This window comes from Hymenobacter sp. ISL-91 (assembly GCF_018613725.1).
GTDB lineage: Bacteria > Bacteroidota > Bacteroidia > Cytophagales > Hymenobacteraceae > Hymenobacter.
This window is the reverse complement of sequence record NZ_JAGGPS010000022.1, coordinates 14,349-36,972: the sequence shown is the minus strand read 5'-3', so window position 1 is coordinate 36,972 and position 22,624 is coordinate 14,349. Positions and strand designations below refer to the sequence as shown.

Genomic DNA, 22,624 nt, shown 5'->3' with positions numbered 1-22,624 from the left:
GTTACCGCTCTCTGCTGCATGAAATTCGGAACCAAAGCTATTCACGCCGGCGTGCATCCCGACCCCGCCACCGGGGCCATCATGACGCCCATCTACCAGACTTCTACCTACGTTCAGACTTCGCCCGGCCAGCACAAGGGCTTCGAATACTCGCGCACCCACAACCCCACCCGCACCCAGCTGCAGGATGCGCTGGCCGCCCTCGACAACGGCCAGCACGGCCTGGCGTTTGCCTCGGGTATGGCTGCCATCGACTGCGTGGTGAAGCTGCTGCAGCCCGGCGACGAAGTTATCTGCACCGACGACCTGTACGGCGGCTCCTACCGGCTCTTCACGAAGGTGTATGCGCCCTACGGCATCAACTTCCACTTTGTGCCCATGCACGACATGGCCGCTGTGGAGGCGGCCGTAACCGAGCGCACAAAGCTGATTTGGGTGGAAACGCCCAGCAACCCGCTGCTCAACGTCATCGATATCGAAGCCGCTGCGGCCGTGGCCAAAAAGGCCGGCGCCCTGCTGGCCGTTGATAATACTTTCTCGACGCCGTACCTGCAGAACCCGCTCGATCTGGGGGCCGATATCGTGGTGTACTCGCTCACCAAGTACATGGGCGGCCACTCCGATACGGTGATGGGCGCGCTGGTTGTGAACGACACCGAGCTGAACGAAAAGCTGGCGTTCTACCAGAACTCCTGCGGCGGCACGCCCGGCCCCCAGGACTGTTTCCTGGTGCTGCGCGGCCTGAAAACCCTGCACGTACGCATGCAGCGCCACTGCGAAAACGGCCGCCAGGTAGCCGAGTACCTGCAGCAGCACCCGAAAGTAGAGAAGGTGTATTGGCCCGGCCTCTCAACCCACCCCAACCGCGCCGTAGCTGCCCGGCAGATGCGTGACTTCGGTGGTATGGTGTCGTTTGTGCTCAAAGGCGATAAGCAGGCCGATGCCGTTGCGGTGCTCGAAAAATTCGAGCTCTTCACGTTGGCCGAAAGTCTGGGCGGCGTCGAGAGCCTTTCAGGCCACCCCGCCAGCATGACGCACGCCAGCATCCCGGCCGAGCAGCGCCGCAAGGCGGGCCTGTCCGATTCGCTCATCCGCCTGAGCGTGGGCATTGAGGACATCGACGACCTGCTGGCCGACCTCAAGCAGGCCATCGGCTAATCTGCTGGTGGGCTGCTTAGGTGACCAGCTACGCCGTTTTGTGGCATGCGGGGCAGCGGCTACACTCTGCCACTACTTTCCTGCCGAGTTGGAGTCGAGGATTTTGAACAGTTCGTTGAGCTTGGGCGTGAGGATGATTTCGGTGCGGCGGTTGAGAGCCTTGCTTTCGGGAGAGGTGTTGGGGGCCACGGGCACGTACTGCGAGCGGCCCGAGGCCGTTACGCGCTCGGGTGCTACGCCGCCGGTGGTGAGCAGGCGGGCAATTTCGGTGGCCCGCAGCACGCTCAGGTCCCAGTTATCGGTCATGGCGCCCACAGCCCGGCTGAAAGGCACGTTGTCGGTATGGCCTTCCACCACCACGTTCACGTCGGGCTGCTGCTGGAGCACGGTGGCCAGTTGGCGCAACGCATCCTGCCCTTTAGGATCTACTTTGGTCGAGCCGGTTTTGAACAGCAGCTGCTCGGAAAGCGACACGTACACCTTGCCGTTGCGCATTTCCACCTGCAGCTCGGTGCCCTTAAAACCGCGCAGGGCGTTGCTCACGCTGGCCTTGAGGGCGTCCACGGCCCGGTCTTTCTCGGCCAGCGCCTTTTGCAGCTCGCCCAGCTTGGCTTCGCGGGCCGTCAGGTCCTGGTTGAGGCGGTCGATGTCGGCGCGGCTTTTCTTGAGGCTCTGGTCCAGCTCGCCCAGCTCGGCCTCGCGGCGGGCCAGGTCCTGGGCCACCTTGTTGTAGTCGGTGGTTTTGTTGGCCAGCGTCCGGTCCGAGTTCTTCAGCAGCCGGTCGTAGCTGTCGGTGAGCTGATCGTAGAGCTGGCGGGTACGGGCCAGGTTGCGGCCGGTTTCGGTCGAGTCGTCGGTGAGGCGGCGGTTTTGTAGCCGCAGGCGGGTAAGCTCGTCGGAGGCCTTTTTCAGCTCGGCCACATTCTGGCGATTCTGGCGCTCGGCCTCGGTTTTGGCCTGCTCGGTAGCCGACTGACGGGCCCGCAAATCGTCGTACTTCTTGGAAGCTACGCAGCCAGGCAGGGCCAAAGAGGCGAGTAGGGCGCCCATTGCCAGGGCGGAGGGGATAGAGTTCTTCACTACGAAAGCAACTAGAAAGCCGAAGGAAAACGCGGCCGGCTTGCGGCCGGCTTCCGGCAAGATACAGCCCGCCCGCCGCTTTGGCCCCAGACCGGCGGCTAAGCGTACTTTGCCCCGGCGTTTCGCGCTTCTGGATTCCGCCGTAACTTGCACCCCCCAACCTGCGCCCGTCCGGCCGGCACGGGCCTGTACTTCCTTCTGAATCCACGCCTTTCCGTTAGTTATGTCGTCCTGGTTTAATCGCAAAGAAAAAGGCATCGTAACGCCCACCGACCAGAAAAAGGAAACGCCCGACGGCCTCTGGTACAAGTGCCCCGAGTGCAAAACGGTGGCCACCATGGTAGAGCACAAACGCCTGCTCTCCACCTGCGGCAACTGCGGCTACCACGACCGGCTGGAGGCCGCCGAGTACTTCAGCTTCCTCTTCGATGGTGGCCAATTTGAGGAGCTCGACGCTACGATGCACTCGGCTGACCCGCTGCACTTCGTTGACACCAAAGCCTACCCGCAGCGCCTGAAGGCCACCGAGAAAAGCACCGGCCTGCGCGACGCCGTGCGCACCGCCCACGGCCAACTCAACGGTCTGGGCCTGGTAGTGGCCGCCATGGATTTCAAGTTTATCGGTGGCTCGATGGGCTCGGTAGTAGGCGAGAAGATTGCCCGCGCCATCGACTATGCCCGCGAGCACCGCCTGCCCTTCCTGATGATTTCGCGCTCGGGCGGTGCCCGCATGATGGAAGCCGGCTTCTCGCTGATGCAGATGGCCAAAACTTCGGCCCGGCTGGCAATGCTTTCCGAAGCTGGCCTGCCGTATATCTCGTTGCTCACCGACCCCACCACGGGCGGCGTTACGGCTTCGTTCGCCATGCTCGGCGACTTCAATATTGCCGAACCCGGTGCGCTTATCGGCTTTGCCGGACCGCGCGTTATCAAAGAAACCATTGGTAAAGATTTGCCCAAAGGCTTCCAGAGTGCCGAGTTTGTGCTTGAGCACGGCTTCCTCGACTTTATCATTGACCGCAAGGAGCTGAAGACGCGGCTGCACACGCTGCTTTCTATGCTGCAGGCTGGCAAAGGCGCTGAGGCTGAGCCCGCTTAAGCGGCCCGATTGGTATTGCGGCCCCTAGGCTTAATTTTCGGCAAGCTTTTTGGAAAGAAGCCCGCCAGATGCGCTGCAGGCGCTTCGGGCGGGCTTCCGGCTGTTTAGGCAGTTCGCTACCGGAGCTCATGTATAGATAAGCGCCTATATTTGCCGAACTTTTTTTCTCAAACCTAGTAAGTACCTCTGACCAGGTAAACTGGCTCTTTCTTTCACCAATCTATTGAATTTTATGACTTCCCGCACCTCCCTTTTTACTCTTCTGATGGCTTTCGTGCTGTTCATCAGCTCCTGCGCCACTTCGCAACCCCGCAACCCCAACATCCCGGAGGCTGATACCAACGGCACAGGCCCCCGCAAAACCGGCATGAGCAAAACGGCTAAAGGTGGCCTGCTCGGCGCTGGTGGCGGCGCCATTGTGGGTGGCGTATTGGGCCGCGTAATTGGTGGCAAGAGCGGTACGGCTGCCGGTGCCATTATCGGTGCTGCTGTAGGCGGTACGGGCGGTGCCCTGATCGGCCGCAAAATGGACAAGCAGGCGGAAGAGTTGCAGCGCGACATGGCTAACGCTAAAGTAGAGCGCGTAGGCGAAGGCATCAAGATTACCTTCGATTCGGGCATTCTGTTCGATACCAACAAGAGCGACCTGCGCGCCGCTTCGATGACCGAAATCCAGAAGATGGCCGAAACGCTGAAGAAGTACCCCGACACCAACGTGATTGTGGAAGGCCACACCGATGCTTCGGGTTCGGATGCCATCAACAACCCACTTTCGCAGCGCCGGGCTCAGGCTGTAGCCAACTACACTGTTAGCCAGGGCGTAGATGCCAGCCGCGTTACGACGCAGGGCTACGGTTCGAGCCAGCCTATTGCCGACAACACGACCGAAGCCGGTAAGCAGGCTAACCGCCGCGTTGAAATTGCCATCTTCGCCAACGAGAAGATGAAGAAGGCTGCCGAAAACGGTACCCTGTAACTATAGGTTGGGCACGTGCTGCCCGAATCTGCTAAGAAAAGCCCCCTCGGTGAGGGGGCTTTTTTTGTGCCTGTGCCTACTATTTAGAAGCTGTAGCTGGAAACTACCCCCGCGGTGCCCGCCCGAGATGAAAAATTGCGGCTTAGAAATCTGCTATTCCTGCCGCTAACAGCGCAGGGCTTTGGAGGTGGGTAGTTTTCATTGCGTGAGTTCTGTAATACCCGGCTCATGGTTTAGGAAAGGTGTCCGGCCACGAAAAAAAGAGCGGCGGAAAGTGCAACACGTGCTGCTGTGCTTACCGGAAACTACCAACCTGGGTTTAACCAGCGCCGTTAAAGGGTTCATTGGCTCGCTGCTGTGCCTGGGTATATCCGCCCGGAGTCTGCCAGCGCTGCCGATTTTTCGTTTTACTAAAACCGACCAACCATGAAAATGATACGCTGGACCTTTATGCTGCTGATTGCCGCCCTGATGATGAGCTGCTCGACTTACCGTAATGCCAACGACACGGGCAAAGGCGCTATAATTGGGGGTGGCAGCGGTGCGGCCGCCGGTGCCGTAATTGGCGGCACCAAAGGCGCTATAATTGGTGGCGCTGTGGGTGCCGGTGCCGGGGCCGTTATCGGCAACGAGAAGCAGAAGCGCAAAGATGAGCGCCGCCGGGCCCGCGAGGCCAACACCCCGAACCTGTAGGCACCCCCTTGTGTTCAGCCTAGCTGTTACTGTTTTTGAAAACGTAGCAGGTTGATGCCCGGGCCCATTCGCTACCAGCGAGTGGGCCCGGGTTGTTTCTGGCAGGGTGGTTGTAAAGCGAACTTCGGCGGGTAGCTTTGCCGGCAAGTAGCCAGCTGGCTGATCCGTTTTTTTCAACTTCCTCTCATTTCTATTTTCCGATGACCAATCTTCGCTCCCTGTTTGTGCTGCTGCTGGCCGTGTTGCTGCTGGGCGGCAATTTCGCCGAGGCTCAAACCACTAAAGAGAAAAAACCCTGGAGTAAAACCGCCAAAGGCGGGGTAATTGGCGGCCTGGGTGGTGCTGCCGGCGGCGCAATTCTGGGCCGCGTGATTGGTGGTAAGTCGGGCACGGCCAAGGGCGCCATTATCGGGGCTGCCGTGGGCGGAGCCGGGGGTGCCCTCATTGGCCGCCGCATGGACAAGCAGGCGGCCGAACTGCAGCGCGAAATGGCCGGTGCCACCGTCGAGCGGGTAGGCGAGGGTATCAAAATTACTTTCGACTCAGGCCTGCTGTTCGCCAAAAACTCGGCTGGCCTGACAGCTGCGGCCCAGAACAACATCCAGGAACTGGCCAAAACGCTCGTGAAGTACGGCGACACCAACGTAATTGTGGAAGGCCACACCGACACCAGCGGCTCCGACGCCGTGAACAACCCGCTTTCGCAGCGCCGGGCTCAGGCCGTGGCCAACTACACCCAGCAGCAGGGCGTAGATGCTTCGCGCTTCACGGTAACCGGCTACGGCTCGAAACAGCCGGTAGCCGACAACTCGACCGAAGCCGGCCGGGTGGCCAACCGCCGGGTAGAGGTGGCCATTTTCGCCAACGAAAAGTTGAAGAAGGCCGCTGAGAAGGGCACTATCTAGTCCAGGTTTTTGGGCTTTTGAAAAGCAGGGGCTTCCTTTCGGGGAGGCTCCTGCTTTTTTGTGGCCCGGTGGGTGCAACCTGCCGCCGGGCCCGGCGGTACAACCGCCTATGCCCATTGCCTACACCGCTTCCGCCGCCGAGAAAACCCTGCAGAACTATGCGGAACTCCAGCGCTTCTTCCCGCCCCTGACGCTCGATAAGCCCCGCCGCTCGCCCATGCGCGAGCTGATTTCAACGGTTCTGTCGCACCGCACCACCCACGCCGACGAGGAGCTGGCTTACGACCGGATGCTGGAAACCTTCGGCGACTGGGCCGGGGTGGAGGCGGCCCCGACCCGGGAGCTGGCCCATGCCATCCGTACTACCCGATGGCCCGACACCCAGGCGCCGCGTATCCAGGAAATTCTGCGCCGCATAAAGGCCGAACGAGGCGAGTTCGCGCTGGATTTCTTGGCTGAGTGGCCCACCGACAGGGCCATGCAGTGGCTGCACGACATGCCTGGTATCGGCCTGAAAACGGCTTCGCTGGTGCTGCTCTTCAACTTCCACAAGCCCGTGTTGCCCGTCGATACGCACGTGCACCGCATTGCCCAGCGCGTGGGCCTGATTCCGCCCAAGGCCTCGGCCGATAAGGCTCACCAGCTGCTGCTGGCCCAGCTGCCAGCCGATGCGCTGGTGCTACTCAACTTCCACAAGCACAACTACTGGCACGGCCAAAAGGTGTGCTTCTATGCCAAGCCCGACTGCGCCCGCTGCCCGCTCAAGGGCTTCTGCAACTACTACCTCGAACACTACGGCCCGGCGACGCCCGAGGTGCTGGCCGCCACGCCCGCCCGCTGGGACCTGGCCTGGGGCGAGCTGCAGCACTGAAAAGCTTCAAGCCACAAGCTTCAAGCTTCAAGTAAGTTCATAAAGTCCGTTACTTGTAGGTCTGAGCTCCAGAACAAAAGCTTGTAGCTTGCGGCTTGAAGCTTGTAGCTCACAACAAGCTTGCAGCTCCCAAAATATGCGCCTCGTTCGTCATCCGGTTCTGTGCAATTACTATGTTACCTACCGGTGCAACGCCAAATGCTCGTTCTGTGACATCTGGGAGAAGCCTTCCCCTTATATCACGCTCGACGACGTAACCCAGAACCTGCGCGACTTGAAGCGGCTGGGCGTGTCGGTGGTGGACTTTACGGGCGGCGAGCCGCTGCTGCACCGCCAGATTCATGAGTTCGTGGGGCTGGCCCACGACATGGGCTTCATCACGACGCTGACGACCAACTGCCTGCTCTACCCCAAATACGCCGAGCGGCTACGCGGCAAGGTAGACATGCTGCATTTCTCGCTCGATTCCAGCGAGAAGGAGGTGCACGACCGGGGCCGGGGCGTGGCCTGCTTCGATTTCGTGCTCGAAAGCATCCGGGTGGCCCGCGAGCTGGGCGAGCGGCCCGATGTGCTATTCACCGTATTCCGCCAAAACCTGGCCGACCTGGAGCGGGTGTACGAACAGATTACGCAGCCCAATAAGCTAGTGCTCATCCTCAATCCGGCCTTTGAGTACGGCGACGTGGAAACCGGCGAGCAGCTTACCGCTGAGGAACTCGACTACCTTTCGGCCTTTGGCAAGCGCAAGGGCGTATACCTTAACGAAGCGTTTATTCAGCTGCGGCGCGATGGGGGCAACCACGTGGCCGACCCGGTGTGCCGGGCCGCCAGCACCACGCTGGTCGTGTCGCCCTCCAACGAGTTGGTGCTGCCCTGCTACCATCTCGGCGAAAAGAAATTTCCCATCGAAGGCCGCCTGTTCGACCTTTACAACTCGGCTGAAGTACAGCAGCTGGCCGCCCTCGAAGGCCGCCTGCCCGCCTGCGAGGGCTGCACCATCAACTGCTACATGCAACCCAGCTTCGCCGTTGAAACCAGCAAGTACTTCTGGCAGGCGCTGCCCAGCACTCTCAAATACAACTGGGACAAAGGCACCTGGAAACGGATGCTGACACGCTGAGAAACTGAAAAACAGCGTGTCATGCTGAGCGTACGTAGCAGAGGGGAGTTGAAGCATGCTGATACGTTCTTGTCCACCTCATCACTCACTATCCCACTACTTACCACATGCCGCTCCTTCTGCCCGTTCAGGGAAAAAACCCGCAGCTTGGTCCCGACTGCTTCGTGGCCGATAATGCCACCATTGTGGGCGACGTAACAATGGGCCGCGCCTGCACCGTGTGGTTTGGGGCCGTGGTGCGCGGCGACGTAAACGCCATCCGCATCGGCGACCAGACCAACATTCAGGACGGGGCGGTGCTGCACTGTACCTACCTGAAGGCAGCCACGACGGTTGGCTCGCGCGTAAGCATCGGCCACCGCGCCATTGTGCACGGCTGCACCGTAGAGGATGACGTGCTGATTGGTATGGGCGCCATTGTAATGGACCACGCCGTGGTGGGGGCCGGCTGCATTATTGCGGCCGGGGCCGTAGTGCTGGAAAACATGCACTGCGAGCCGGGCTACCTGTATGCCGGGGTGCCGGCCCGCCGCATAAAGCCCGTTACGGAGCAGCAGCGCGCCGGCCTGCTTCAAACGGCCGACAACTATGTACTGTACGCCAGCTGGTTTCAGCAGGAAGGCGCTCATCCCGAAAAGCAGGCTGACTAGAGCCAAATTTCCTCCATGAGCCCCAACCAAAAGCGCCTCCCCGAACCAGGGAGGCGCTTTTGGCTATTATGGTTTAAGGCCTGCGGGGCCGGCCGCTACAGGTGTGGCATTTCGCTGGCTTCCGCTTCTTCTTCCTGGCCATTGAGTACCCGTAGCTGCACCAGCTCGACGGCGCGGCGCGAGCGTTTGAGCACCCGGAACTCGTAGTTGTCAAGCGTGGCCACATCGCCTACCTCCGGAATGTTGCCGTAGAGCACGTTGAGCAGGCCGCCCACGGTTTCGTAGTCGTCGCCCTCGGGGAGGGGGTAGGGCAGGTGCTCGTTGGCGTCGGGGATGGGCGTGGCGGTATTTACGCGGTATTCGGTTTCCGATACCTTCTCGACCACCGGCACCTCGTTGTCGTACTCGTCCTGGATTTCGCCTACCAGCTCCTCCATGATGTCTTCAATCGTGACGATGCCGGATACGCCGCCGAACTCGTCGCTGACAATGGCCATGTGCATGTGCTTGCGCTGGAACTGGCGCAGCAGCCGGTTGATTTTTTTGGTTTCGGGCACGAAGTAAGCCGGCCGGATAATTTTGGCCAGCTCCAGCGGCTCGTGCCGCCGGATAATCTGGAGCAGGTCCTTCACATAAAGTACCCCCACGATGTTGTCGATGTTGAGTTCGTACACCGGAATACGCGAGTAGCCTTCGGTGTACACCATTTCCAGCACCGCATCTTCGGGCGTATTGATTTCCAGGGCCACCAGCTTGGTGCGGGGCACCATAATCTGCTTCACCATCCGGTCGTTGAACTCGAACACATTCTCGAGCAGCTCGTGCTCCGATTCCTGAATCTCGCCGCTCTGCTTGCTTTGGTCAAGCAGCATCCGTAGCTCTTCGCTGGTGTGCACCTCCGAACCGTGCGACGAAGCTACCCCAAACAGGCGCAACACAACGTTCGACATCCGGTCGAGAATCCAGATGAAAGGGAAAGCAATAAACGCAAAAGCCCGTAGCGGGATGGCAATGGCCAGGCTGGTGCTTTCGGGCTTCTGAATTGCCAGCACCTTGGGGGCCTGCTCGCCGAGCACGATGTGCAGTATCGTAATCAGCGAAAACGAGGTAACGATGGATATTTGGTGGACTACCGTATCAGAAAGCACGATGCCGAACTGCGCGATAATGGCCATGATAATCTCGGCTACCACGCTTTCCCCGATCCAGCCCAGGGCCAGTGAAGCCAGGGTAATGCCGAGCTGGCAGGCCGAGAGGTAGTGGTTCATTTCGTGCAGCATGCCCAGCAGCAGCTGCGCGATGCGGTTACCGCTCTGCGCTTTTAACTCAATCTGCGAGATGCGAACCTTGACGAAGGCAAATTCGGCAGCCACAAAAAATCCGTTGGCGGCAACCAGCAGGATAGTCAATAAAATGTTTAAGCCCATAGTTGCGGATAGCAGGCTCAACCGGCCCGGCCATCCTTTATACTGCGAAAGTACGACATTCGCTCTAAGGGGTTGGGCTAAGAACCGGAATTCCGGATGCTGGCAGCGCTGTGGCCGGCCGCTGACCAAGGTAAACCTAGTTGCCGGGTAGCTGTTGCGGTTTCTGCCGACCTTTGCTGTCGTTCCGCTTACTCCCTGCTTCTATTATGCTCACGATTCTCCGGTTTTCCCTGCTACTGCTGGCGCTGCTGCTGCCCCTGGGCATGCAGGCGCAGGTACTACAGCCTACCAAGCTCACCACTACCCTCAGCCAGCCCACTGCCAAAGTAGGCGAGCAGGTAGAGCTCATCATCAATGCCCGTATGGAAGCCACCTGGCACCTGTACGCTACCAACTTCGACCCCGACCTGGGCCCCACGGTTTTCACCCTCACGTTTGCTAAAAGCCCGGCCTACGAGCTGGTGGGCCCGCCCAAGTCGGTAGGCGAAACCAAGCACTACGACAACGTATTCAAGGGCGACGTCACGTACTTCGATAAAACGGGCCAGATTCGCCAGCGCATCCGGGTGCTGCAGCCCGGCCCGCTCACGGTGCGCGCCGAGGCCGAGTTCCAAACCTGCACCGATGTCGACGGACGCTGCATTCCGGGCGAGGCCAGCCTGAGTTTCGGCCCGCTGGAAGTAACGGGCAGTGCCGTCGCCCCGGCTGCGGCTGCCACGCCGGCCCCCAACGCAGCCGCTACCGGGGTGGCCCCATCTGGCCCCGGCGCTGTGGCTCCCGGCAACGCTGCCACTACTGCTACTACCGCCGCTAATCCCGCTGCTCCCGGCAGTACTGCCCCTGTGCCCGCCACCGCCCCTTCGCTCGATACCCTGGCCGCTGCCGATGGCAGCGTTGCGGTTGTATCGGGTGAGGTGGGTGCGCCGGCGGCCAGCGTGGCCACGGTAACCACCACGGCCGTCGAGTCGGCGGGTGGGTTATGGGGCTTTGCCTTCGCGGCCTTCGTGTTCGGCCTGGGGGCGCTGCTCACGCCCTGCGTGTTTCCGCTTATTCCGATGACGGTTTCGTTCTTTACCAGCGGCTCCGACAGCCGGCAGCGGGGCATTTTCAAGGCCGCCATCTACGGGCTCAGCATCATCGTCATCTACGTGCTGATTGGCGTCGTCGTGTCGGCGCTGCTGGGCGAAGACGGCCCCAACCTGATTGCTACGCACTGGCTGCCCAACCTGATTTTCTTCGCCGTATTCGTGGTGTTCGGCCTCTCGTTTCTGGGGTTGTTTGAAATCACGCTGCCCCACAGCATGGTGAACAAGATTGATGCCCAGGCCGACAAAGGCGGCTGGGCGGGCGTGTTCTTCATGGCTCTCACGCTGGTGCTGGTGTCGTTTTCCTGCACCGGGCCCATTGTGGCCACCATTCTGGGCCTGGCGGCCCGCGGCGAGCGGGTGGCCCCGGTGGTGGGTATGCTGGGCTTCTCATTGGCCTTCGCGCTGCCCTTCACGCTATTTGCCATCTTCCCAACCTGGCTGAAAGGCCTGCCCCGCTCGGGTGGCTGGCTGAATACGGTGAAAGTAACGCTGGGCTTCGTGGAGCTGATGCTGGCTCTCAAGTTCCTGAGCATGGCCGACCTAGCCTACCACTGGGACCTGCTGCCGCGCGACGTGTACTTAGTGCTTTGGATTGCCCTTTCGGGTCTGCTGGGCCTTTACCTGCTGGGTCGCTTCAAGCTCTCCCACGATTCCGACCTGGCGCACCTGAGCGTGGGCCGGCTGCTGATGGCCGTGCTGGCTTTCAGCTTCATGACTTACCTGGTGCCCGGCCTGTTTGGCGCGCCGCTGCCGCTGCTGGCCGGCTACCTGCCCCCGCAAAGCCGCACCGACTTTATGGTAGCCACCGTGGGTACAGCGCAAAGCAGCGCCGTGGAGGCCGTGCCCGTGGCTGGCTGCGAGCCGCCCCGTTACGGCGACTTTCTGGAGCTGCCCCACGGCCTGCCCGGCTACTTCGATCTGGAGCAGGCCCGCCGTTGCGCCCAGGCCCAAAACAAGCCGCTGTTCATCGATTTCACCGGCCACGCCTGCGTAAACTGCCGCAAAATGGAAGCCACCGTCTGGAGCGACCCGCAGGTGCTGAAACGCCTGCGCGAGGATTTTGTGGTAGTGGCGCTGTACGTCGATGATAAAACCGACCTGCCCGCCCAGGAGGCATACACTTCAACCTACGATGGCAAGCTAAAAAGCACTATCGGCAAGAAAAACGCCGATCTGCAGGTGACGGGTTTCAATGTAAACGCCCAACCCTACTACGTGCTGCTCGACCCCAACGGGCCGGCCAACCAGACCGGCGTACTGGCCCCGCCCCTCGGCTACGAGCCCGATGCGGCGGCTTTCGTTCGGTTTTTAGATGAGGGCCTGGCCCGATACCGCCAGCGGCTGGCCAACCGCTAACAGTGGCACCAGATAAGAAAAGCTCCCGACACTATGTCGGGAGCTTTTATTCATAAACCTGAATGGATTTGCGGCTAAAATAGCCGACCTTTGCGGCAAGTTTCGGTATTAGGGTACCACATTCCCTAAAAAGAGGCTCAGGAGGCAGGAAAATAGCAAAAATGAAAAAAAGAAGGCGGCACCCACCCAGATGCCGCCTCTCAATTCAGAACGTACCCACCCAGATACGTTCCGGTATTCCCTTCCCACTTAACCCCACCAAATCGTTAGTGCTTTATAAAAAAGGAGTTACACCTCCACGCAATAGGTAATGTAGTTGGCAACTGGAATCATTATTTATCAGATTCCTGCTCCGAGAGGGAGTATTCGTCCATCAATCTCAGCATTCTACCATACCGCTACAGTCCTGTGCCTTTTGCAGTAGATTGTGACAAATGTATAAAACGCATTGATAAGATGAAATATAGTAAGATATAATGAATAAAAATTTATACTATTTTTAAATAAAAGTACGTTTGGTTGAAATATACATAATCAAAGTTTAAAACAATGGCACGTAATTACGAACTTGACGACACCGACCGCAAGATTCTGGCCTTGCTTATTGACGACGCCAAGACTCCCTACACGGAAATTGCCCGCAAGGTGCATGTATCGGGTGGAACGGTGCATGTGCGTATGGCCCGCCTGGAGGAGTTGGGTATCGTGCAGGGCGCAACCCTCAAGATAGATTACGAGAAGCTGGGCTTCGGAGTGCGCGCTTTTCTGGGCATCTATCTGCAGAAAAGCTCGGTGTATGAGGGAGTAGTGAAGGCCCTGCGTGAAATTCCGGAAGTCGTCAGCATCGACTTTACCACCGGTGCCTACGGCATCTTCGCCCGCCTGATTTGCCGCGACACCAACCATCTGCGCGAGGTGCTACACGGCCAGATTCAGCTTATTGATGGTATTGAGCGCACCGAAACGCTCATCTCGCTCGAAGAGGCTTTCAACCGGCCCATTCAGTTGCCCGAGATAAAGGAGGACAACGATTAATAACCGGTCTGCCACTGCTAAGGGTAGCAGTGGCCAGACCTGCAAGTAGACTAGGATAAGCTGAAATAGGGTTATAAGGAGAAAAATGCGCTATTAGTTGCCATTTTATGGTAGCTAATCTATATTTAGTAGCCAGTAACTAGTGCTTTACCCTGGCTGCTTATGAGAATACGCTACGTTTTTCTCCTTGTGGCCGCAGGTGCGGTGCGGCTAAGCCACGGGCAAAGCCTGCCGGCCGTTTACCTCGACAGCCAAGGCCGGCCGACTGTACCCGACAGCGCCACCCATTACCGGGTGGTGGAGCGCCGTAATGAGTTGCTGGGTACCCACGTCATGCGCGAATTCTCCCTGTTGGGCGAACTGCTGCTGAAAGGCACTCTTTCGTCCATCGACCCGCCGGTGCGCAACGGCCTCCTCACCTGGTACCATCCGGGAGGCAGCCGCGCCGCCCAGGTGCAGTACCGCGACGATGAAGCCAATGGCCTGTATGTGGGCTGGTACGAGGATGGCCGCGTTAGCCAGCGGGGCGATTATGTGCAGGGGCAGCGGGTGGGCCGCTGGCTTTCGGTGCACCGCAACGGCCAGAAACGCTCGGAAGGCCACTACAACACCGGCCGGCCGGTAGGCGAGTGGCGCTACTACTACGATACGGGCGAGCTGAGCGCTATTGAAATGCCCGACCGCCAGGGTAGGCCGCTGGCGCTGGCTTTTTTCAACAAAGACGGCTCGCCCTACATGCAGCCGGTGCAGGTGCGCAAGCTACCGCGCTTTCTGGGGGGCGAGGCGGCCCTGCTCAGCTTTGTGGCCCAAAACACCACGTACCCGCGCGAGGTACGCCGCAAGGGCATTGTGGGCAATGTGCTGGTTAGCTACACCGTGGGCGAGGATGGGCACGTAGGCCAAGTGCGGATAACGCAGGGTTTGGCTGCCGAAGCCGACCGTGAGGCGTTGCGGGTGGTAGCCGCCCTGCCGCGCTTTGAACCCGGCCGCGAATACAACCTGCCCACGGCCATGACTTTTACCATTCCCATCTACTTCGGACCAGGGTTTTCGCTGGCTTCGGGCCTGAAGCCGCCCCAAACGCCACCCTCCGAGGCCCGCGCCGCTGCCCCCGAAGCCACCGACTAAGCGACTGGTATACCATATCCTATAAAGAAGCCTCCGTGCTACCTGACCATTGAGGCCGGCAGCACGGAGGCTTCCTTGCTTACTGAACTGGGCTAAACTAAGCCGTTACCTGGGCGTCGAGCTTCTGGGCCAATACGTGCTTGGGTACGGCGCCTACCTGCTTGTCTACCACCTGCCCGTTCTTGAAAACGAGCAGTGTAGGAATGCTACGGATGCCGAATTTGGCCGAAGTCTGGGGGTTGGCATCTACGTCGACTTTGCCGATAATGGCTTTGCCTTCGTACTCGCCAGCCAGCTCTTCTACCACCGGGCCTACCATACGGCAGGGGCCGCACCATTCGGCCCAGAAATCCACAAGCACAGGCTTATCGGAGTTGATGATCTGGTCGAAGTTGGCGTCGGTAATCTCAATGGCTTTATGTCCCATGATGAATGTCGGGTTTGGGGTGAAAGATGTTACGCGGCTATACGGGCTTTCGACCCGCAAGGTAGCAGATTGTGATTCAACAAGGCCCGGCCCGGAAAGTTCGTTTCGCTTGGCGGCCCGGTTTGGACGGCCGGTTCTGTCCCGTTCTTTGGGCTGGTCGCACTTTCGTTTGCCTGCACCCGGCAAAGCACCCCTAGCCGAAGAAAAGGCTGTAGAGTCATAATTTTATTTAAACCAGATAATATATAAAAATAATGACTGATGGTATTCTCGAAATTTTGCTTAAAATATTGCTTATAAGCATTTTGATGAATTTTATAGAAGTTGTTGAATATTATAAGGCCGGCAGCAAATAGTGCTATTCCGGGACGCCATCTATTCCTTGCTGTTGAGGTATTTGATAACGGAAGGGCCCTTGAAGCGTACATAGAAGAGTAAGATTTGCTTCCTGCTCCCTATATGCCCTCCGACACCAACCTGCCTCCCGCCGCCGATAAAACCAGTTTTTCGGCTACTAACGCTCGGCTTGATACCGACGTCCGACAGCCGATGGTGCTGCCCGTAATAGAAGAGCAGGCATTGATAAGTCGCGAAGTAGTAGAGAGTGGCCGGCTGCGCATCCGCAAAACGGTGCAGCAGGTCGAGCAGCCCGTGCAGGCAACGCTCCAGCACGATGAAGTGCAGGTCGAGCATGTACCCGTCAATCAGTTCGTGGCCGATGATGCCCCGCTGCCCGGCAGCCGCCAGGAGGGCGACGTACTGATTGTACCTGTTCTGCGTGAGGTGGTGGTGACACGCGTTTTACTGGTAGAAGAGTTGCGCATCAGCAAGCGGGTGGTAGAAGAAGAATTCACCAGCACTGTGCAGCTTCGTCAAGAGCAAATCCAGATAGAACGCGATGCGCTTACACCAGATAGCTCCCCCAACACACCCTGATTTTCTTTCCTTTCTTTCAATCTAACTATAACCCAATACCATGCAAACTGTAGTAGGAATTTTCGATAATGCAGACCACGCCCGTCAAGCCGCACAAACCCTTAAAACGGCCGGTTTTTCGCTCGACGATGTAGATACCATTTCGCGCGACTCGAAAGAGGGCAGCAATTACTATAACAGCACCGGTACTTCTACCGAAGCCGCAGGCGATGCTGCCAGCCGTACCGGCGACAGCATTGGCAACTTCTTCAGCAACCTTTTTGGCGACGATGATGACGCCAGCCGTTATTCGCACGTAGCCCGCAACAGCCACTCGCTGGTAACGGTACACTGTAAAACCGCCGACCACGCCCACAAAGCCGCCGAAATTCTGGATAACGCCGGGGCCATCAACGTGGATGAGAAGGCCCAGCAGACCGGCTACCAAGGTGCGGCTTCAGCCAACGCTATGCGTGGCAATACTAACGCCAATACTACTAATACCGACAACAACGAGGTATCGGCCAAAGTAATCGAGGAGAACCTGCAGGTAGGCAAGCGCGTGGAGCAAACCGGTGGTGCCCGTCTGCGCAGCCGCATTGTAGAGCGCCCGGTAGAAGCCAGTGTGCGTTTGCGTGAGGAACACGTAAATGTGGAGCGTACGCCCGTCAACCGTCCGGCCACGGAAGCCGACTTCAATGCCTTTAAAGAAGGTGAAGTGGAAGTAACCGAGCGCGCCGAGCGGGCCGTAGTGGGCAAAGAAGCCCGTGTGGTAGAAGAAGTAACGCTGGGCAAAAACGTAACCGAGCGCGAGGAAACCATCCGCGACACGGTGCGCAAAACGGAAGTAGACGTTGAGCAGCTTGGCAACAAAGACATGCGCAACCAGAACCCGAACGACCGGAAGTAGCCGTAGGACATCCAAGGAACAGTTGGGTTTTTCCTCCATCCCTTGGCTTGCCTGACAGACTAAAAAGCCCTGCCCGAATTTTTCGGGCGGGGCTTTCTGTCGTATGAGGGGCAAGCCTGCATCACTATTCAGCGTGCGTCAGCATTTCGCTCACGGTCAATAGCATCCAAGTCAGCCTCTCCCTGCTCCACGGACACCCACTCCCAGCTGGGCCGCTTGCCGGCGCCCGCGTTGGCAGTAATGCGCAGGTAATTGAGCCCGCCGGGGTTGGGAATAACAAGCTGACACGGAAACTCAGGCAGCTCCAGGCACAGCCGCAGCATCTGGTCTGGCTGGGGCCAGGGGATTTCCAGGTATTGCTGAGGCCTGAGCGCCCCCATTGGCTGATTATCAAGGGAAAAAGCCACCGGGGCCGTCGAGATATCAGCGTAGCGGTACATGTATATATAGGCCGTATCGGTGCACGCCGGGGCCGGCAGCAGCGGGTTCGGAAACTGGCCGGCCTCCCCGGTGCGCATATCCACGGCATAGCCCATCGGCTCAGCCGAGTGGTCGACGCCCGGCGTATGTGCCAGGGCGGCACCCAACAGGCCGGCCTTTAACTGCCCTTGCATGGAGGACTGCGCCCGGGCCTGCCTGTAAGCCACATCGGGCGGCGCTTCGCCTACGAAGGTGAAGAAGTTGTGGTGGCGGTGGAGCGGAAAGAAGTTCTTTTGGTGCTGCACGAACAGCTGCCGGCCATCCGAAAACCCCCAGACCTGTTTGGCGGGCTGGTGCTGGTTTTTCTCATTCACGATTTTGACGCGGAGCCGGGGCACGCCGAGCCAGCGCAGCCGGGCTTGCGGAGGCCCAAAGCTGAAGGTCACCGTATCGGTGGAAGCCTGCAGATCGGGGGCGGGCGTATTGGCCAGAAATTGCTCGAAAGTGAGGTAAACGCCTGGTCGGGGCAACTCGCGCAAAACCGCGGGTGCGGTTCCGGCCGCCGCGGTGGCAGAGGCTATGGGTACGTCGGTGGGTAGCTGGCCGAGCGCCAGGGCCGGGCCGGTGGGGCGTTCGGCCCAATCGGAGGAGTAAGTTGCTCCAGGCATTTTTGCAGCAGCAGCGCCATGTGTTTGGCGTGCAGGGCAGTGGTTTCGAGTGCCCGCGCGGCGGTGTGCGCTGCCACGCTCCGCACAAAATGGTAACCATCGGGCTGGTGCTCGTACACGTCGGCCGCCATATCGGCGCTGGCATTTTCGGTGAGGCCGTTGAGCTGCTCGCCCACCCGGAGCTGGCGCAGGCATAGCACTACGGCATGGTCGGTGGGCCGGGCTGGCAACTGCTGGCGCACAAAGTCAGTCAGCTCCGTCTCCAGCTCCTGCCGGAACATAACTGCCATCGGCTTATTGCCCAGGCCCCGGTAAACCAGGCCAATGACCGGCTTGGCTGGCCACCCGTCCAGCACCTACTCCACGTGCACTGTGCGGGAGGGGCATTATTTTCTGGTTTCTCAGGTCCAGATAATACTGTGCCTTGGCCGTCGGAGCCAGCAGCATACTCCCCAGAAAAGCCAAAGCCAGATGGCCGCGGCAGAAAAATGACGACATCTCGAAACGTGTAGCAGGATAAGCGAGCCGCCGCTACGACTCCACGGAGCTATAGCGGCAGTAAAAATCAGCCTAATCAACGTAAAATCAATAAAATCAGGGGTTTATATCAGCTGGCAGGCCTCGATTTCCATCTCGCGCATCTTGCGGATAAACTCCTTGGGCTCGATGCGGTAGCGGCGCGAGTAGGTGTCCACTGCTAGGTGTTCATGAGGCTCGGCGAACTTGATTTCGAGCTTTTTCGAGCCGGCGGCGCCTTCCACAGCTTCCATGAAACGGTCCATGAACGGCTCGGTGATGGTGCGCAAATCCAGCTGCACACGCACGCCGTTGGAGAGCTTCTCGGCCACGTTGAACAGCGGCTCCATCGTCATAATTTTAAACTCGAACTGGTCGGAGTCGCGGAAGCGCTGGGCGTACTTGCCCCGGATGAACATGGGTGGCACCTGCTCCTTGTCGTAGTTGCGCGGGTTTATCAGGGCCGAGAACTTCGAGTAGTCGTCGCGGAATAACGCGAGGTTGAGGCTGGATTCGTAGTCTTCGATGTTGAAGCTGACGAAGGGCTGGCCGGTTTTGGTGGTTTTGAACAGCACGTTGGAAATCAGCCCGGCCACCGTAATGTCGCGGTTCTTGTAGCTTTCAATCTTATCCAGCCCACAGGTGCAGTACGAGTCGATTTCCAGCTTGAAGTCGTCGAGCGGGTGGCCCGAGAGGTAGAAGCCGACCACTTCCTTTTCGCGGCGTAGCTTCTCGGTGGGGCTCCAGGGCTCCATATCCTGGATTTTGGGCATCGGAATGGCCATTTCGCCCCCGCCGCCACCAAACAGGCTTTGCTGCGCCGACTCCTTGGCCGCCTGGTGCTGCTGGCCCACTTTCATGGCCTTCTCAATCAGGCTCTGGTCGTTGCCGGGCGCTTCCATAAACTGGCGGCGGTGGTAACGGTCGAACGAGTCGAAGGCGCCGGCCTGGGCCAGACTCTCGAAGGTTTTCTTGTTCACGGCCCGCAGGTTCACGCGGCGCGAGAAGTCGAAAATGTCGCCATAAGGGCCGTTCTGGTCACGCTCCTGCACGATTTCCTCCACCGCCGCCTCGCCTGCGCCCTTCACGGCCGCCATACCGAAGCGAATCTGGCCCTGCTTGTTCACGTTGAACTTGAGGATGGATTCGTTGACGTCGGGCCCAAGCACGGCCACGTTCTGCTTGCGGGCTTCCTCGATAAAGAAGGTCACCTTCTTAATATCGCCCATGTTGTTGGTGAGCACGGCGGCCATGTACTCGGCCGGGTAGTGGGCCTTGAGGTAGCCGGTCTGGTAAGCCACCAGCGAGTAGGCGGCCGAGTGGGAGCGGTTGAAGCCGTAGGCCGCGAACTTCTCCATCACGTCGAACACCTCGTTGGCCTTTTTGGCCGCAATGCCGTGCAGGTTTTTGGCGCCCTCGCAGAATTTCTCCCGCTCCTGGGCCATCTTCTTCATGTCCTTTTTGCCCATCGCCCGGCGCAGCAAGTCGGCGCCGCCCAGCGAGTAGCCGGCCAGAATCTGGGCCGCCTGCATAATCTGCTCCTGGTACACCATAATGCCCTGCGAGTAGTTCAGGATGGGTTCCAGCAGCTCGTGCGGGTAGTCCACGTCCTCGCGGCCATGCTTGCGGTTGATGAAGTTGGGGATGAACTGCATCGGACCCGGCCGGTACAGCGCGTTCATGGCAATCAGGTCCTCGATGTTGGTGGGCTTGAGGTCCTTGAGGTACATGCGCATGCCCTCGCTCTCGAACTGGAACGTGCCGATGGTGTCGCCGCGCTGGTAGAGCTCGTAGGTTTTCAGGTCGTCAATCGGAATCTCGTCGATGTCGATTTTGATGCCGTGGTTTTTCTCAATCAGGTTGATGGCGTCCACGATAATCGTGAGCGTCTTCAGGCCCAGGAAGTCCATTTTCAGCATCCCGGCACTCTCAATCACCTTGCCGTCGAACTGGGTGATGAGCAGGTCCGAATCCTTGGAAGTCGAAACCGGAATGTACTTGGTGATGTCGTCGGGGGCGATGATGACGCCGGCGGCGTGGATGCCGGTGTTGCGCACCGAGCCTTCGAGCTGGGTGGCGAGGCGCAGAATGTGGCCCCGCAGGTTATCAGGCGCGTCGTCGCGCCGAATCATGTCGAGCTCCTGGTTTTCGGCGAAGGCTTTGGTGAGCGTGGTGCCCACCTGGTCGGGCACCATTTTCACGAGGTCGTTGGCCACCGGCAGCGGCAAATCCATCACCCGCGACACGTCCTTGATGCTGCTTTTGGCGGCCATCGTGCCGAAGGTGATAATCTGGGCCACCTGAGTTTTGCCGTACTTGTCCACCACGTAGTCAATCACGCGCTGGCGGTTCACGTCGTCGAAGTCGATGTCGATATCGGGCATCGACACGCGCTCGGGATTCAGGAAACGCTCGAACAGCAGCGAGTACTTAATGGGGTCGATGTTGGTGATGCCCACGCAGTAGGCCACGGCCGAACCGGCGGCCGAGCCCCGGCCCGGCCCGATGGCCACGCCATTGTTGCGGCCGTGGTTGATAAAATCCTGGGTGATGAGGAAGTAGCCGGCAAAGCCCATCGTCTCAATCACGCGCAGCTCGTAGTCGAGCCGCTCTTCAATTTCGGGCGTGCGCTCGGAGTAGCGGCGCTTGTCGCCCTCGAACGCGCCCTTGTAGGTGAGGTGGCGAAGGAAAGCGTCGGCGTTGGCATGCTCGGCCGGAATGGGGAAGTTGGGCAGCAGAATATCGCGCTGCAGCTTGGGCGGCGTGATTTTGTCCACGATTTCGTTCGTGTTGTCCACGCTTTCCGGCACGTCGGCGAACAACGCGTTCATCTCGGCCTGGCTCTTGAAGTAGAACTGGTCGTTGGCGAAGCCGAAGCGCGACTTGGGCCGCGGGGCCTGGGCCTCCTCATCGATGCGCTGGAGCTGGCGGCGCACGGCGGCATCCTGGCCCGCCAGGGGCCGCAGGTTGTCGAGGTGGTCGTAGAGGACTTTGTTGTCCTGGGAAATCAACCGGAAATACTGGGTCTGGAAGTCGCCCACCGGGATGCTGTGCTCCTCGCCGGTGTTCACGCACAGCAGAATATCGTGCGGCGCGAAGTCGGTCTGGTCGACGTAGTGCGAGTCGTTGGTGCAGATAACCTTGACGTTGTACTTTTTGGCCAGCCCCAGCAGCACCTGGTTCACGTCTTCCTGGCTTTTGCCGGTGCCGTCGAAGTTCATCAGCCCGTGGCGCTGAATCTCGATGTAGTAATCGTCCTCGAATACGTCAATCCACCACTTCAGCAATTCCTCCGCCTTGGCCTCACTCTCGAACAGAATGGCCTGCGGAATCTCGGCGCCGATGCAGCAGCTGGTGGCAATCAGGCCCTTGTGGTACTTGAGCAGCAGCTCCTTATCGATGCGCGGGAACTTGCTGTACACGCCCTCGATAAAGCTCATCGAGCAGAGCTTGCTCAGGTTGTGGTAGCCGTCCTGGTCTTTAGCCAGCAGCAGCTGGTGGTAACGCTTGTCCCGCTCGCCCTTTTCGCGACTGAACGCCTTTTTGTGGCGGTCGGCCACCATGTAGAACTCGCAGCCCACAATGGGCTTCACGTTGTACTTGTTGGCCTCGGCCACGAAGTTGAATGCCCCGAACATGTTGCCGTGGTCGGTGAGGGCCACGGCCGGCATGCCGTCGGCCTGGGCCTTTTTCATCAGGCCCGAAATGGAGGCCTGCCCATCGAGCAGCGAATACTGGGTGTGCGAGTGCAGGTGCGAGAAAACGGGCATGGGCAAACGGGGGTGCTAAAGTTGCTGGGGAGCTGATGTCAGGCACTTTTTCGGCTGGCTATTCGGGAAGGCTTGTTCCGAAGCGCAACTCCAGCCAGTGCGTACTATCAAGTAGTAAAGATACCAAGCGAATCAGGTGGATGTGGTATGAAGGGCCTACTATTACACGCTGCGTAACGCAATAAGCAGAGAAAAAAGCGCCATGACTGCGCATAAAAAACCGTTTCGGCGCAGCCAAAAGGCCATTGCCGTAGCGCGTTGATATGGCCCGTCAGCGGCTGGCGAATGGCAGCGAGCAGCAGGCGGTGTGGCGAGCCTGTGAGCACGCCAGGTGCGGCTGACTGGCGCGGCTGGTGCACTTCGCCTAATGAACGGGAGAACAGGTCCGGGGCATCTTGCGGCTCAATAAGGT

19 protein-coding genes are annotated in these 22,624 nt (G+C 59.3%); 13 read left to right on the top strand and 6 right to left on the bottom strand.

All coding sequences use genetic code 11. The features are described from left to right. The first annotated feature begins 18 nt into the window (after window positions 1–18). Window positions 19–1,158: a cystathionine gamma-synthase gene (locus J7E24_RS09710; RefSeq protein ID WP_215137557.1), complete on the top strand. Its 1,140-nt coding sequence runs from the start codon at window positions 19–21 to the stop codon at window positions 1,156–1,158. Window positions 1,159–1,230: 72 nt separating this feature from the next. On the opposite strand, the gene J7E24_RS09705 is transcribed toward J7E24_RS09710, so the two are convergent. After that, on the bottom strand, window positions 1,231–2,238 hold the full coding sequence (locus J7E24_RS09705; RefSeq protein WP_317195632.1) for a flagellar motor protein MotB: 1,008 nt from the start codon (window positions 2,236–2,238) through the stop codon (window positions 1,231–1,233). A gap of 223 nt (window positions 2,239–2,461) precedes the next feature. Here J7E24_RS09705 and accD point away from each other — a divergent pair, with 223 nt between their 5' ends. The 7 genes from accD (at window position 2,462) to J7E24_RS09670 (ending at window position 8,552) form a co-directional block, all read left to right on the top strand. Then, entirely contained in the window at window positions 2,462–3,337 is an 876-nt protein-coding gene (gene accD, locus J7E24_RS09700) for an acetyl-CoA carboxylase, carboxyltransferase subunit beta (RefSeq protein ID WP_215137555.1), read from the top strand. Between the two features lie 265 nt (window positions 3,338–3,602). Further along, on the top strand, window positions 3,603–4,313 hold the full coding sequence (locus tag J7E24_RS09695; protein ID WP_251047132.1) for an OmpA family protein: 711 nt from the start codon (window positions 3,603–3,605) through the stop codon (window positions 4,311–4,313). Between the two features lie 426 nt (window positions 4,314–4,739). After that, a complete protein-coding gene (locus J7E24_RS09690) occupies window positions 4,740–5,006 on the top strand; it encodes a YMGG-like glycine zipper-containing protein (RefSeq protein WP_215137554.1) in 267 nt (88 codons plus the stop codon). A gap of 200 nt (window positions 5,007–5,206) precedes the next feature. Next, the gene (locus tag J7E24_RS09685) at window positions 5,207–5,911 is read left to right on the top strand and encodes an OmpA family protein (RefSeq protein ID WP_215137552.1); all 705 of its coding nucleotides are present in this window, start codon (window positions 5,207–5,209) and stop codon (window positions 5,909–5,911) included. A 109-nt stretch (window positions 5,912–6,020) separates the two neighbouring features. Beyond that, window positions 6,021–6,782: an endonuclease III domain-containing protein gene (locus J7E24_RS09680; RefSeq protein WP_215137550.1), complete on the top strand. Its 762-nt coding sequence runs from the start codon at window positions 6,021–6,023 to the stop codon at window positions 6,780–6,782. Window positions 6,783–6,918: 136 nt separating this feature from the next. Further along, on the top strand, window positions 6,919–7,902 hold the full coding sequence (locus J7E24_RS09675) for a radical SAM protein (protein ID WP_215137548.1): 984 nt from the start codon (window positions 6,919–6,921) through the stop codon (window positions 7,900–7,902). A gap of 107 nt (window positions 7,903–8,009) precedes the next feature. Next, window positions 8,010–8,552, top strand: a complete 543-nt coding sequence (locus J7E24_RS09670; protein WP_215137546.1) for a gamma carbonic anhydrase family protein — start codon at window positions 8,010–8,012, stop codon at window positions 8,550–8,552. 95 nt (window positions 8,553–8,647) lie between these two features. Here the strand turns inward: J7E24_RS09670 and J7E24_RS09665 are convergent, their stop codons facing one another. Beyond that, window positions 8,648–9,979: a hemolysin family protein gene (locus tag J7E24_RS09665; protein WP_251047131.1), complete on the bottom strand. Its 1,332-nt coding sequence runs from the start codon at window positions 9,977–9,979 to the stop codon at window positions 8,648–8,650. A gap of 206 nt (window positions 9,980–10,185) precedes the next feature. Here J7E24_RS09665 and J7E24_RS09660 point away from each other — a divergent pair, with 206 nt between their 5' ends. The 3 genes from J7E24_RS09660 to J7E24_RS09650 all read left to right on the top strand — a co-directional run bounded on the left by J7E24_RS09660 (window position 10,186) and on the right by J7E24_RS09650 (window position 14,586). Then, on the top strand, window positions 10,186–12,423 hold the full coding sequence (locus tag J7E24_RS09660; RefSeq protein ID WP_215137544.1) for a protein-disulfide reductase DsbD family protein: 2,238 nt from the start codon (window positions 10,186–10,188) through the stop codon (window positions 12,421–12,423). Between the two features lie 549 nt (window positions 12,424–12,972). Further along, complete coding sequence (locus J7E24_RS09655) at window positions 12,973–13,458, top strand: AsnC family transcriptional regulator (RefSeq protein ID WP_215137542.1); 486 nt, start codon at window positions 12,973–12,975, stop codon at window positions 13,456–13,458. A 162-nt stretch (window positions 13,459–13,620) separates the two neighbouring features. Beyond that, a complete protein-coding gene (locus tag J7E24_RS09650; protein ID WP_215137540.1) occupies window positions 13,621–14,586 on the top strand; it encodes an energy transducer TonB in 966 nt (321 codons plus the stop codon). Between the two features lie 97 nt (window positions 14,587–14,683). On the opposite strand, the gene trxA is transcribed toward J7E24_RS09650, so the two are convergent. Then, on the bottom strand, window positions 14,684–15,013 hold the full coding sequence (trxA, locus tag J7E24_RS09645; protein ID WP_092742274.1) for a thioredoxin: 330 nt from the start codon (window positions 15,011–15,013) through the stop codon (window positions 14,684–14,686). A 459-nt stretch (window positions 15,014–15,472) separates the two neighbouring features. On the opposite strand from trxA, the gene J7E24_RS09640 reads away from it, so the two are divergent. Both J7E24_RS09640 and J7E24_RS09635 read left to right on the top strand, forming a co-directional pair. Continuing rightward, complete coding sequence (locus J7E24_RS09640; RefSeq protein WP_215137538.1) at window positions 15,473–15,949, top strand: YsnF/AvaK domain-containing protein; 477 nt, start codon at window positions 15,473–15,475, stop codon at window positions 15,947–15,949. Between the two features lie 40 nt (window positions 15,950–15,989). Beyond that, window positions 15,990–16,838 carry a DUF2382 domain-containing protein gene (locus J7E24_RS09635; protein ID WP_215137536.1) on the top strand — a complete coding sequence of 283 codons (849 nt, stop codon included), beginning with the start codon at window positions 15,990–15,992 and terminating at the stop codon, window positions 16,836–16,838. Between the two features lie 128 nt (window positions 16,839–16,966). On the opposite strand, the gene J7E24_RS09630 is transcribed toward J7E24_RS09635, so the two are convergent. The 3 genes from J7E24_RS09630 to dnaE form a co-directional block, all read right to left on the bottom strand. Then, window positions 16,967–17,926 (bottom strand): hypothetical protein, encoded by a 960-nt coding sequence (locus tag J7E24_RS09630; protein ID WP_215137534.1) that lies wholly within the window; start codon window positions 17,924–17,926, stop codon window positions 16,967–16,969. Next, the gene (locus J7E24_RS09625) at window positions 17,836–18,216 is read right to left on the bottom strand and encodes a hypothetical protein (RefSeq protein ID WP_215137532.1); all 381 of its coding nucleotides are present in this window, start codon (window positions 18,214–18,216) and stop codon (window positions 17,836–17,838) included. Before J7E24_RS09625 ends, J7E24_RS09630 begins: the two co-directional genes overlap by 91 nt. 312 nt (window positions 18,217–18,528) lie before the next feature. After that, complete coding sequence (gene dnaE, locus J7E24_RS09620; protein WP_215137530.1) at window positions 18,529–22,212, bottom strand: DNA polymerase III subunit alpha; 3,684 nt, start codon at window positions 22,210–22,212, stop codon at window positions 18,529–18,531. Between the last annotated feature and the right edge of the window lie 412 nt (window positions 22,213–22,624).